We start from the raw sequence: 11,465 nt of genomic DNA, 5'->3' as shown, positions 1-11,465 counted from the left end.
GGCTCGTACTGGAAGCGGTAGCCGGGGCGCCAGGTCGGGGTCTTGCTGCGATCGAAACTCATAAGGTGATTCCTTTGTGCCAGACCCGTTCCCCGGTCACGCTGTGATACGGCGGGCGTTTCAGTTCGTAGGCCATGCTCATGGCATCGAGCATGCTCCAAAGAATGTCCAGTTTGAACTGGAGAATTTCCAGCATGCGCTCCTGGCCTTCCCGGGTCGTGTAGTGCTGCAGGGTGATCGCCAGACCGTGCTCGACATCCCGCCGTGCCTGGCCCAGGCGCGTACGGAAATATTCGTAGCCGGCCGGATCGATCCACGGGTAATGCTGGGGCCAGCTGTCCAGGCGCGATTGGTGGATTTGCGGGGCGAACAGTTCGGTCAGCGAGCTGCTGGCGGCTTCCTGCCAACGGGCGCGGCGCGCGAAGTTGACGTAGGCGTCCACGGCGAAGCGCACGCCGGGCAGCACCAGCTCCTGGGAGCGTAACTGGTCCGGGTCGAGGCCCACGGCCTGGCCCAGGCGCAGCCAGGCTTCGATGCCGCCGTCCTCACCGGGCGCACCGTCGTGGTCGAGCAGGCGCTGAATCCACTCGCGGCGAATCTCGCGGTCCGGGCAATTGGCCAGAATGGCCGCGTCCTTCAGGGGAATGTTCACCTGATAGTAGAAGCGGTTGGCGACCCAGCCCTGGATCTGCTCACGGCTCGCCCGGCCTTCATACATCGCCACGTGGTAGGGGTGATGGATGTGGTAATAGGCGCCCTTGGCGCGCAGGGCCGCTTCGAATTCGGCGGGGGACAGCGGGGTGTCGATCATTGCGGTTCTCCGGGGAACATCCGGTGGGTTCTTTGGTGTCTGGGCGGACGCCTTCGCGAGCAAGCCCGCTCCCACAGGGTTTTGTGTACGCCATAGACCCAATGTGGGAGCGGCGGTGCGGCGATCCGACTTGCTCGCGAAGGGGCCATCCGCTACAGCACAATACTCATGCCGTCATACGCCACTTCAACGTTGCGCCGCTCCAGCTCCGCCCGCTGCGGCGAGTCTTCGTCGAGAATCGGGTTGGTGTTGTTGATGTGGATAAGCACCTTGCGCTGTTCGGGCAGTTGTTCAAGCACTTCGAGCATGCCGCCGGGGCCGTTTTGCGCCAGATGGCCCATCTCCCGGCCGGTGCGGGTGCCGACGCCACGCCGCTGCATTTCATCGTCATCCCACAAGGTGCCGTCGACCAACAGGCAATCGCTGCCGGCCATGATCTCCAGCAGCGGCGCATCGACCTTGCCCAGCCCCGGCGCATAGAACAGCTTGCCGCCGGTGCCCCGGTCTTCGACGATCAGGCCGATGTTGTCGCCCGGATGGGGGTCGAAGCGGTGCGGCGAGTACGGCGGCGCGGCGCTGCGCAGAGGCAGCGGGGTGAAACGCAGGTTCGGGCAGGCGGGAATGGTGAAGCTTTGATCGAGCTCGATGCGGTTCCAGTTCAGCCCGCCGTTCCAGTGCGTCAGCATGGTGAACAGCGGAAAACCGCTGCTCAGGTCTTCGTGGACCATGTCGGTGCACCAGACCTGATGCGGGCACCCTTCACGCAGCATGAGCAGGCCGGTGGTGTGGTCGATCTGGCTGTCCATCAGGATGATCGCGCCGATCCCGGTATCGCGCAGGGCCCGGCCCGGCTGCATCGGGGCGAAGCCCTGGAGTTGGGCGCGGATGTCCGGGGAGGTGTTGCACAGCACCCAGTTCACGCCGTCATCGGAAATCGCGATGGACGATTGCGTCCGCGCGCTGGCCCGCAGGCTGCCGTCGCGAAAGCCTGCGCAGTTCACGCAGTTGCAGTTCCACTGGGGGAAGCCGCCGCCGGCGGCGGAACCTAGAATCTGGATAAACATGATTTGTTCCGACAAACAATCGCGTCAGGGCGCGACTGCGCAAAAAAAGTGCCCCGGCGCACCGGGGCCAAATTGATGCGGTGCCATGCCTGTGGAGTGGAGCAGCGCACAGCACCACGCTTGCGGGTCAGCGGCTGGCGAAGTACATGGTGACTTCAAAGCCGATACGCAGGTCGGTGTAGGCAGGTTTGGTCCACATGATCGAGTTCCTCACTATTGTTGGATGGTTCATCTCAAAAAGCTGTTGCGCATCCTTGCTCGACATGACGGCGAGCCCGGTCAGGCTGGCTCGCCGTCATCGCGTTAGCGAAGCGCGGTCATGGCGTGGCTTTGGCCGACTGTTGTGCCTTGAGGTAGTCCGCGTGCTCCCGGCTCATCACGTATTGCTTGATTTTCTCGACATCGGCGGGCTCCAGCGTGTCTTTGAATGAAGGCATGCCCAAAGGCTTCAACACGCCATCAAGGACGATCTGCTGGAACAGGCTGCGCCGCGACTCGTCGGACTTGCGCAGGTCGGGAATCAACCCGCCGCTGACTGCGCCCACGCCGTGGCAGACAGAGCAGTAGGTGCCGAACATCTGCTGGCCCGCGGCGAGGTCTGTGGCGGATGCGTCGACCGGCTTCGGAATGCGGCTGACGACCTGCGCTTTTTCGGGCAATGGCGGCAGTGAGTCTTTGCCGCCGAGTTTGAACACCAGCAGGCGACTGACGTTGCCCATCCCCGGCGCATTAGCGGCATCACCGCCGATCAGGGGCGCGACACCGCCCCAACCCGCCATCACGGCTATGTACTGCTCACCTTCGAAACGATAACTGATGGGGGCCGCGACGATGCCGGTCTGGGCGCCGAAGGACCACAGTTTCTTGCCTTTGTCCGCAGAGTAAGCGATGAGGTTGCCGTCTGCCGTTCCCTGGAAGACCAGATTGCCCGCGGTGCTCAGGGTGCCGCCGTTCCAGTAGTGCGAATAGGGCACGCGCCAGGCTTCTTTTTGCTTCACCGGGTCCCAGGCCAGCAGCGCACCGGATACAGCCTCACGCGGAATTTCAGTGGTGTCGGAGAACCCGGCGCCGGTGTTGAATGCCTTGCGCCTTACGAAGTCCTTGCCTTCGTTGCGGTAGACGCCCGGGATCTCCTGGTAGGGGATGTACACCAGGCCGGTCTGCGGGTTGAACGACATCGAATGCCATCCATGTGCGCCGAAGGGGCTCGGCCACATGACGACAGGTTTGTCGGTGTAACGCGCACCTGGGACCTCTACCGGCTTGCCGGTCGTCATGTCGATTTTTTCGGCCCAGGTCACCTTGCCGAATTTTTCAGCGGAGAGCAGCTTGCCGGTCTCGCGGTCCAGAACATAGAAGAAACCGTTCTTTGGCGCCTGCATGATGACCTTGCGTGGCTTGCCGGCAATGTCCAGCTCCGCCAGGGTCAGCTGTTGGGTGGCGGTGAAGTCCCAGCTGTCCCCTGGGGTGACCTGATAATGCCAGGCCAGTCGGCCGCTGTCGGGGTGGATGGCGAGGATCGATGACAGGTAGAGGTTGTCGCCGCCGCGCGGGCTGCGAATATTGCGGTTCCAGGGGCCGCCGTTGCCGGTGCCGATGTAGAGCAGGTCGAGTTGCGGATCGTAGGCCATGCTGTCCCACACGGTGCCGCCACCGCCAAACTTCCAGTACTGGTCACCGGTCCAGGTCTTGGCTGCCTCGGCCAGCTCCGGGTGCTCGTAGGGTTTGTTTGGGTCGCCCGGCACAGTGTAGAAGCGCCATTCCATTTTTCCGCTTTCGGCGTCGTAGGCAGAAAAGTAGCCGCGTACGCCATATTCGGCGCCGCCGTTGCCAATGATCACCTTGCCTTTGACCACCCGTGGCGCACCGGTAATGGTGTAGGGCAGGCTGTTGTCGGTTGTCTGCTGGCTCCACACCTGCTGACCGGTCTTGGCGTCAAGGGCGATAAGACGGCCGTCGAGGGTGCCGATATAGACTTTGCCGTTCCACAGTGCGACACCGCGGTTGACTGCATCGCAGCAGGCATCGCGGGCTTTGCCGCGATCAATCTGCGGGTCGAAGGACCATAGTTGCTTGCCGGTCTTGACGTCGATGGCGATGGCGCGGCTCCAGGACAGAGACGCATAAAGCACGCCGTCCGAGAATAGCGGCGTTGCTTCCAGGCCCCGGTGGTTATCGAGGTCCAGATGCCAGGCCAGGCCCAATTGATCGGCGTTTTGTTCGGTGATCTGCTTGAGCGGGCTGAAGCGCTGCTCGGCATAGGTACGACCGTGGCTGAGCCACTGGCTGCCGTCGTTCTCGCTGGCGACGATGGCGGCTTGATCGACCGGGGTGGCGCCGACCATCGGGGCCAGCAGAACCAGGGCAAGGCTGGCGATTTTCAGAGGTGCTGACTGCGTCTTGATCATTACGCAAGAGTCCTATTGTGCTTGTTGTAGGTAGATCGTTTTGCGTGCTGTGCGCGCGAACGCGTGAAAGCTAGAACAGTTGCAGGAGGCGTAGATTGATTCGCCTTTCCTCTTTGAAGCCATTGTCCACAGACATGTCCTGGCCGTAATTGACCATCAGCTGGGTGCTCGGCGTGACGAAGTAGGACGTGCCCACGGTGTATTTGCTGGTGCCGGGTTTGTCGTCCATGTCCAGCCCGGCGATTTCGCTTTCGCCGCCCCAGAGTTTCGATACTCCGGCGCGTACATCGAAGCGTTCGGTAAAGTTGTAGCGTAGAAAAGCCTGGCCCTGGTAGAGCGGATCCTGCTTTTGGGTAACGCCTGCGCTGCCGTAGTCATTGTTGTGGCCGAAAAGCGTTACATCGCCCACCAGATCGAGGGTCAGCTTGTCGGTCAGCCCAGTGATGTAGCCGCTCTGCAACGTGAACTTCCAGCGGTTCTCGCCCAAGTTGATCGCGTTGTGTTTGTCGTAGCTGCCGGTGGGCACGAAGAGAAAAGGGGTGATGCCGAAGTAGCGGCGTTTTTCGGGTTCATTCACCAGCCAGACGGTAGCGGCAAGGATCAGGTCGCCGATGCCGCTGTCGCTGCCCAGGTCCTTCAGGTCGTCCCTGGCCCGCAGGTTGCCGAATGGCAGGAGAAACTGTGGATCCACGATGTAATCGCCCAACTGCATGAAATGCACGCCACGCAGGATACCGATATCCGAATCCAGCCCGGCATGGATCGGCACCTTGTGGCCATCGGCATAGAGCGCATTGCGTTCGGCATGTTGGTAATAAAGCAGTCCCAGGTTGGTGTCCTTGGGAAGCGCGGTGTAATCGCCGGCATCGACATCCAGGGCCAGGGCGCCGCAGGAAAAACCGGCCATCAGGCTAAACAGCGAAGCGTGCAACAGATGCGCTTGAAGAAGCTCGCGCGATAACCGGCCCGGGTTGGCGCGAGCCGGCCCTGTGCTCATTTTCATGACATCACCTTTATTGTTTTTGTTTATGATTAACGCCAGGCCGGAGGGGATGTCCGGCTTGGTGATGTCATTGAGCAGGGCCTGTGCCAGTTTTTCTGTTTGGTGAAAAACTTCATATAAATCAATAATATGAATAACATTAAAAGTGATCGATGCAAGCGCGGGGGTTGTCCCGCTGTATCGCTGACTCAAACTGAGACAGTGGCTTGGGGTCAGGTCGACCCAGTTCGAGACACCCGCCCGCGAGATGCCTGCCATGCGCAAAATCAGCCACCCCTCTGAGACGCCTCCTTCGCGCAAACGATTCGTCGATTCCCAAGTTGTCGAACGCTCGTGGCAGCGTTCGCGGAACTACGGAATATGTCATCGCGACAACCTGCTTTTCGAAGCGCCGGTCGTCGCCAGCAGTTCGCAGATCGCCGAAAGCAATCGCCTGTTGTTGAGTTGTGCCACTCCTGAAATGGAACAACTGCACGCGGCCCTGTCGCCCAAGGACTGGGTGCTGGCGTGCCTTGATCTGGAAGGCGTGGTAATCAGCAGCCTGGGCCGACGCAACACAGAGAATCGTGAGTTGAACCAGGTCTTCCGGGTTGGCGCACAGATTTCCGAGCAGAATGTCGGTACTACCGCGCCCAGTTGCGTGCTGACCGAATGCGATTCGGTTTTTTTCGTCGGCGAGGAACACTATCTGGAAGAGGCACGCCAGTTTTCCTGCCTGGCCACGCCGATCTTCGGTCTGAACGGCAGCATCGTCGGTGTCCTGGATGCGAGCAGTAAGCAGGGGGCACCTTCGATCTACACCCTGGAGTCCCTGGTGTTTGCCGCCCGTGCCATAGAAAACCGCATGTTCGCCCAGCTTGGGGAGGTGCTGCTGGTGCATGTGCACCACCGCCTGGACATCCTTGGAACGCCCATGGAGGGGCTGCTGGCTTTCGACCCGGCCGGCAAGCTACGGTGCGCCAACCGCATCGCCGGTCAGTTGTTGAAGCTCGGAGAAATCCAGATCGGCCTGGATTTCTCCGAGCTGTTCGACATGCCCTTCATCCATTCCGCCTGCTACCGCCGTCACGACCTCAGCGCACCGCTGCGTCTGCGCAGCCACCATAACGGCGAGCTGCACGCTTGCATCACCATGACGCCTGGCCAGAAACCGGCGCGGCGCGAGCCTGCGAAGTTCCTGCCGGCCATCGTCGCCGAACAGCCTCCAGCGCCGCAATCCAGGCCCTGTCTGGAGGATCCTGCCTTGCAGGGTGCCCTGACCCGCGCACGCAAGGCCTTCGCCCACGACATCCCGGTGCTGGTCAACGGCGAAACCGGCACCGGCAAGGAGGTCTTCGCCCGACTGTTGCACGAAGGCAGTAACCGTGCTGGCGAGGCCTTCGTCGCGATCAACTGCTCGTCCATCCCGGCCAGCCTCATCGAGGCTGAGCTGTTCGGCCACGTTGAAGGTGCCTTTACCGGTAGCCGCAAGGGAGGCGCCAGCGGGAAGATCGAAGACGCCCACAAGGGCACGCTTTTTCTCGACGAGATCGGCGACATGCCCCTGGAGCTTCAGGGGCGGCTGCTGCGTGTTTTGCAAGAGCGCAGCCTGAGCCGTCTTGGCAGCAGCCAGTTGATCAAGGTCGATTGCGCGCTGATCTGTGCCACCCACCGCGACCTCAAACAACTCACGGACAACCGGGGCTTTCGAGAGGATCTTTACTACCGCATCAACGGCCTGCGTGTGTCCCTGCCAGCCCTGCGCGAACGCAGTGACCTTCAGGCACTGATCGGCCATTTGCTGCGCGCTGAAACCTCCGCACACCAGCCGGTTCAACTGAGCAACCAGGCGCTGCAGGCGCTGTTGGCCTACCGCTGGCCAGGCAATATCCGACAGCTTTACCAAACCCTGCGTCTGGCAGCCGCTCTGGCGGAAAATGAAGGGGAAATTGGCTTGCAGCACTTGCCGGATGAGGTCCTGGAAACCTGTACCGTTCAGACCGAAGTGGATCCTGACACACCGCATTCTCAGGAGCGGACGACCTTGCATGCCACCGAACTGCGTGCCATCAAGGCGGCGGTGGAAGCCAACGGCGGAAATCTCTCGGCGGCAGCGCGCAGCCTGGGTATCGGCCGGGCGACGCTGTACCGCAAGCTCAAAGGCATGGAGGAAGGTTGATGCTGTGAGCAAGGCTGCGCTCCAGCGGGGCGACAGCCTTGTTCACGCAGACGCTTTATTCGGCGGTGGTCGGGTCGATGATTTCAACCACTTCGGACACGCGGTTGGCCGGGAAGCCGCCCTGCGCGGCGTGCTCGCGAACCTGTTGCTCGTTCGGCGCGATGTACAGGCAGTAGATCTTGTCCTGCGTCACATAACTGTGCAGCCATTGAATCTGTGTCCCCAGGGTGCCAAGCACGGCACACGATTTTTGTGAGATCGCCTGGAGCTCTTGCGCCGAAAGCTTTCCGGCTCCAGGGATATCTCGTTCGATGACATATTTCGGCATGGTGGTTTCCTCGAAAGCAGTGAAGGGCGAGCCGCCCGGAATAAAAAACAGGCAGAGGCCGCGTGAGACGGCCCCGACCTGAAAGGGGGAATCAAAGTTTGATCATGACGGTTTTCAGTTCGGTGTAATGCTCGATGGCCGCCGCACCCATTTCGCGGCCGACACCGGAAAGCTTGTGGCCGCCAAAGGGCAGTACCGGGTCGAGGGCGCTGTGGCAGTTGACCCACACCGAGCCCGACTTGATGCGCGGGATCATGCGATGTACCGCCCCCAAGTCGTTAGACCAGATGCTCGCCCCCAGGCCGTAGGGGTTGTCGTTGGCCAACCGCACGACTTCGTCGATATCGTCGAAGGGCATTGCCACCAGCACCGGGCCGAAGATTTCCTCCTGGACCAGGCGATGTGTCTGGTCGACGTCGACGATCACCGTGGGTTTGACGAAGTAACCGGGGCCAGATTTCTCGCCACCGCAGGCGATGGTGGCGCCCGACTCGCGGCCCATCTCGATGTAGTGGTGCACCCGGTCCTGCTGTTTGGCGGAGATGAGCGGCCCCATGTCCACGCTCGGATCGAGGCCGTTGCCGAGCTTCATGCCATTGGCGACATCGACGATGTCACCCACCACCCGGTCGAAGTGCTTGCGCTGCACATACAGGCGCGAACCTGCGCAGCATACCTGGCCCTGATTGAAGAAGATGGCGTTGGCAGCGCCGGCGGCGGCCTGCTGCAGGTCGGCATCGGCGAGGACGATGGTGGGGGACTTGCCGCCCAGTTCCAGGGTAACGCGGGTCATGTTGTCCATGGCCGTCTTGCCGATCTGCTTGCCCACTTCGGTGGAGCCGGTGAACGTGAGCTTGTCCACGCCGGGGTGGCGGGTAAGGGCAGCACCGGCATTGAGCCCGGTTCCCGTGACCACGTTGAACACGCCGGCGGGATAACCAGCCTCCAGTACCAGTTCGGCCAGCTTGAGCGCACTGACCGGTGTCTCGTCGGCCGGCTTGAGTACCAGGCTGCAACCGGTGGCCAAGGCCGGGCCAAGTTTCCAGCACGCCAGCATGAAGGGAAAGTTCCAGGCAACGATGGCGCCGACCACACCTACTGCCTCACGACGGATGAAGGCGTGGAAGTCAGAATCGGGCATCAGCGGCAGAGACGGATCCACAGTACTGCCCGAGATTTTGGTCGCCCAGCCAGCCATGTAGCGCAGGAAGTCGATGGACAATTGCACGTCCACCAGGCGGGCCATCTGCACGCTCTTGCCGTTGTTCAGGCATTCGAGTTCGGCGATTACCTGGGCATCGCGTTCGATGAGTTCGGCCAGACGCCACAGCAGGTTTTGCCGCTCACGCGGGCGCATGCGACTCCAGGGGGAGTCGTCGAAGGCACGGCGCGCGGCTTGTACGGCGTGGTCCACATCGACATGGTCAGCGGATGGCACTTCCAGCAAGAGGTTGGCAGTAGCCGGATTGCGCACGGCCATGGTCGCGCCGCTGGAAGCAAACATCCATTCGGCGCCGATCAACATGCGCGGTTGCCTGGCAAGGAATTCGACGGTCTTGGGATGCAGCAGAAGATGGTCCATGGGTGAAGCCTCGTTGTTGTGGGTCTTGTTCGTGACCCTGGTGCAACGGGTGTGCCAGCCATGGGGAAGTGTCGTGGGAACCGGGCTCGGCTCTTGTCGGCAGACACCCAGGCAGTTACGGACGTGAAGGGGTTGTATCGAACCCGTACAACTGTCTCAGAAAGGGGCAGTCGCAAGGGATGCAGATACGATCATGTCTATGCATGATGATGGCGGTACAACTGTAAGAGCAGGCGTGTATTGGGGCCAACCACATCCATGCCCCTATCGTCATATGGAAAAGCCATGATGCGTTTTTTCAAATTGAACAGATAGAAATCACATCCGGGCTTAGGCTGTATCACGGCGAAGTCTTTAGCCAATGCACACCAAAGAATTGCTTGAAGCGGGATCACAGGCGCTTCAAATGCCACGTTGATCCAATGCTCCGGCTCATTTTCGCAGTACCACTCACCTGGATCTATTTCCTCGCTCCAGACTGACCGTTCAGTGGGTATGTCAATGCCAGCAGATCGAAGAGCGTGAATCGCGGCACGATGAGCAAATGGATTGCTTGCGGAGTGAATGCGTAGGCAAGCAACAAGTGTCGTTTCACCAACAAAGATATCGCTGCAAATCTTCGTTGATTTTCGCAGTGCCGAAAGGAACTGCTCTATCACCCAGCCGGTTTCGGAAAGTTCAAAGCGCAGCCCTCCTGGATACGAATAGAAAAGAGGTCTCTGCTTCATCTGCAACACTCCTTCTGCTCACACAGAATTTAGTTGTGTCGCATCGACCGGTTGAATCCACAACCGATTGCAGTCACTCCGGCGCCATCAACAGCGCGAGCGTCATCTTGATGAACTCTTCATTGCGGTCAATTGCTTCCAGAGCGCAGCGCACGTTTTCGGCGACCTCAGCTGACTCGCGTTGCTCGACCCAGTTGGAGAGATCAAGAGTTGCAGCCTCAAGGGCAAGCTGGTTTTCGTTGATTTTGAAAAGCAGGGAAGGGAGTAGGTCAGAATTTGGCATAACAGTTCCTCGGGTATGAGGTCAGCATAGCTCCAGACAGTAAAAGCAAAGCCCCGTAGGTTCGCGGCCACGGGGCTTCTATTTTCGCCTACATCCCTTAATGTCGAGCGAACGTGGCGGCGAGACTACCAGCGATTTTTTGATGGTTCACTACTGCGAAAGATGGATTGTGTTCAGTCGGCAGGACGCCGGAGGAAGGTAAATTTCGGTTGTCCTGGATTGGACGGACTTTCGAGGCAAGGAGGCCTGGCGGTTGAAAGAACTGAGTGCAACACCGCTATTGAGCTGATTTGAACATGCATCTGCATAGCATTTGACCAATCACGTATCAGGATTAAAGTCTATTGTCTGTGAGTAGCGACACAATAAAGGTCAGCTCCGTCAGTTTTTGATCCGTAGCGACTGTGATCACTCAGGCTCCTCAACGGCAAGTGCAGAAACGGAGTATTTCTCATGATCAAATACCTTCGAATGATGGCAATGATTTCAATCCTCGCAATCACTGCGGGCTGCCAAATGGATCAATCAACTTCCGCCTCTGGTACAAAGGCTGTGGACGCTGCGATGGACCAGGAAGCGAAAGCGGCGTTACAGAGTTTGTACACCAATACACCGAAATCCCGCGCCCTGGCGCAGCGAGCCAAGGGTATCCTCGTTTTCCCGGATGTGGTGAAAGCGGGGTTCATCGCCGGCGCTCACCATGGCGAAGGCGAATTGATCGAGAACGGCAAAGTCACGGGGTACTACTCGACTACAGCAGCCTCATACGGCCTTCAGGCAGGCGTGCAGAGGTTTGGGTACGTGATGTTCTTCATGAGTGATTCTGCGTTGCAGGATCTGAAAACTGGCAGTGGGTTTGAGGTCGGCGTGGGTCCAAGCATCGTGGTCGAAGATGCAGGCATGGCCAAGTCGCTGACTACTTCAACGATTCAGTCTGATATCTATGCGTTCATCTTTGATCAAAAGGGCTTAATGGCTGGGGTGGGATTGCAGGGTTCAAAGATTAGCAAGCTCAGTCGCTGAGACCGTCGGCTATGCACCGAGCTGATTTTTGGGATGGTGTTGGTTCGGCAGAACGCCGGGGATGGCTGGGCCAATTC

At 59.8% G+C, this 11,465-nt stretch carries 11 protein-coding genes and 1 pseudogene; 2 read left to right on the top strand and 10 right to left on the bottom strand.

Annotation, left to right across the window (positions count from 1 at the left end; translation table 11 throughout):
* From ACCD00_RS28405 to ACCD00_RS28380, 6 genes and pseudogenes are all read right to left on the bottom strand, one after another.
* Window positions 1-62, bottom strand: a pseudogene (locus tag ACCD00_RS28405) (coenzyme PQQ synthesis protein D); the annotation flags it as partial.
* Window positions 59-811 carry a pyrroloquinoline-quinone synthase PqqC gene (gene pqqC, locus ACCD00_RS28400; protein WP_413428556.1) on the bottom strand — a complete coding sequence of 251 codons (753 nt, stop codon included), beginning with the start codon at window positions 809-811 and terminating at the stop codon, window positions 59-61. The pseudogene ACCD00_RS28405 and the gene pqqC, both read right to left, overlap by 4 nt.
* Window positions 812-963: 152 nt before the next feature.
* Window positions 964-1,875: a pyrroloquinoline quinone biosynthesis protein PqqB gene (gene pqqB, locus ACCD00_RS28395; RefSeq protein WP_413428555.1), complete on the bottom strand. Its 912-nt coding sequence runs from the start codon at window positions 1,873-1,875 to the stop codon at window positions 964-966.
* 127 nt (window positions 1,876-2,002) lie between these two features.
* The gene (pqqA, locus tag ACCD00_RS28390; protein WP_008365141.1) at window positions 2,003-2,074 is read right to left on the bottom strand and encodes a pyrroloquinoline quinone precursor peptide PqqA; all 72 of its coding nucleotides are present in this window, start codon (window positions 2,072-2,074) and stop codon (window positions 2,003-2,005) included.
* Between the two features lie 118 nt (window positions 2,075-2,192).
* Window positions 2,193-4,280 carry a PQQ-dependent dehydrogenase, methanol/ethanol family gene (locus tag ACCD00_RS28385; RefSeq protein ID WP_413428557.1) on the bottom strand — a complete coding sequence of 696 codons (2,088 nt, stop codon included), beginning with the start codon at window positions 4,278-4,280 and terminating at the stop codon, window positions 2,193-2,195.
* 73 nt (window positions 4,281-4,353) lie between these two features.
* Window positions 4,354-5,544, bottom strand: coding sequence for a transporter (locus ACCD00_RS28380; protein ID WP_413428554.1), 1,191 nt, complete (start codon window positions 5,542-5,544; stop codon window positions 4,354-4,356).
* Here ACCD00_RS28380 and ACCD00_RS28375 point away from each other — a divergent pair.
* Window positions 5,543-7,444, top strand: coding sequence for a sigma-54-dependent Fis family transcriptional regulator (locus tag ACCD00_RS28375; protein ID WP_413428553.1), 1,902 nt, complete (start codon window positions 5,543-5,545; stop codon window positions 7,442-7,444). The genes ACCD00_RS28380 and ACCD00_RS28375 overlap by 2 nt on opposite strands.
* 55 nt (window positions 7,445-7,499) lie before the next feature.
* Here ACCD00_RS28375 and ACCD00_RS28370 read toward each other — a convergent pair whose 3' ends face one another.
* From ACCD00_RS28370 to ACCD00_RS28355, 4 genes are all read right to left on the bottom strand, one after another.
* A complete protein-coding gene (locus ACCD00_RS28370; RefSeq protein ID WP_413428552.1) occupies window positions 7,500-7,772 on the bottom strand; it encodes a DUF4242 domain-containing protein in 273 nt (90 codons plus the stop codon).
* 91 nt (window positions 7,773-7,863) lie between these two features.
* The gene (locus ACCD00_RS28365; RefSeq protein WP_413428551.1) at window positions 7,864-9,354 is read right to left on the bottom strand and encodes an aldehyde dehydrogenase family protein; all 1,491 of its coding nucleotides are present in this window, start codon (window positions 9,352-9,354) and stop codon (window positions 7,864-7,866) included.
* Between the two features lie 197 nt (window positions 9,355-9,551).
* On the bottom strand, window positions 9,552-10,082 hold the full coding sequence (locus ACCD00_RS28360; protein WP_413428550.1) for a DUF3885 domain-containing protein: 531 nt from the start codon (window positions 10,080-10,082) through the stop codon (window positions 9,552-9,554).
* Between the two features lie 73 nt (window positions 10,083-10,155).
* Window positions 10,156-10,365, bottom strand: coding sequence for a hypothetical protein (locus ACCD00_RS28355; RefSeq protein ID WP_413428549.1), 210 nt, complete (start codon window positions 10,363-10,365; stop codon window positions 10,156-10,158).
* A 453-nt stretch (window positions 10,366-10,818) separates the two neighbouring features.
* Here ACCD00_RS28355 and ACCD00_RS28350 point away from each other — a divergent pair, with 453 nt between their 5' ends.
* Entirely contained in the window at window positions 10,819-11,388 is a 570-nt protein-coding gene (locus ACCD00_RS28350) for a YSC84-related protein (protein ID WP_413428548.1), read from the top strand.
* Window positions 11,389-11,465: the final 77 nt, after the last annotated feature.

Origin of the sequence: Pseudomonas sp. Pseusp3, from assembly GCF_047304225.1 — a bacterium.
GTDB lineage: Bacteria > Pseudomonadota > Gammaproteobacteria > Pseudomonadales > Pseudomonadaceae > Aquipseudomonas > Aquipseudomonas fluorescens_CD.
This window is presented reverse-complemented; position numbering and strand designations above follow the sequence as displayed.

Coding starts and splice junctions, on each gene's coding strand:
- pqqC (WP_413428556.1), bottom strand. CDS start 811: ATGATCGACACCCCGCTGTCCCCCGCCGAATTCGAAGCGGCCCTGCGC.
- ACCD00_RS28350 (WP_413428548.1), top strand. CDS start 10,819: ATGATCAAATACCTTCGAATGATGGCAATGATTTCAATCCTCGCAATC.
- ACCD00_RS28365 (WP_413428551.1), bottom strand. CDS start 9,354: ATGGACCATCTTCTGCTGCATCCCAAGACCGTCGAATTCCTTGCCAGG.
- ACCD00_RS28380 (WP_413428554.1), bottom strand. CDS start 5,544: ATGGCAGGCATCTCGCGGGCGGGTGTCTCGAACTGGGTCGACCTGACC.
- pqqB (WP_413428555.1), bottom strand. CDS start 1,875: ATGTTTATCCAGATTCTAGGTTCCGCCGCCGGCGGCGGCTTCCCCCAG.
- ACCD00_RS28355 (WP_413428549.1), bottom strand. CDS start 10,365: ATGCCAAATTCTGACCTACTCCCTTCCCTGCTTTTCAAAATCAACGAA.
- ACCD00_RS28370 (WP_413428552.1), bottom strand. CDS start 7,772: ATGCCGAAATATGTCATCGAACGAGATATCCCTGGAGCCGGAAAGCTT.
- ACCD00_RS28375 (WP_413428553.1), top strand. CDS start 5,543: ATGCGCAAAATCAGCCACCCCTCTGAGACGCCTCCTTCGCGCAAACGA.
- ACCD00_RS28360 (WP_413428550.1), bottom strand. CDS start 10,082: ATGAAGCAGAGACCTCTTTTCTATTCGTATCCAGGAGGGCTGCGCTTT.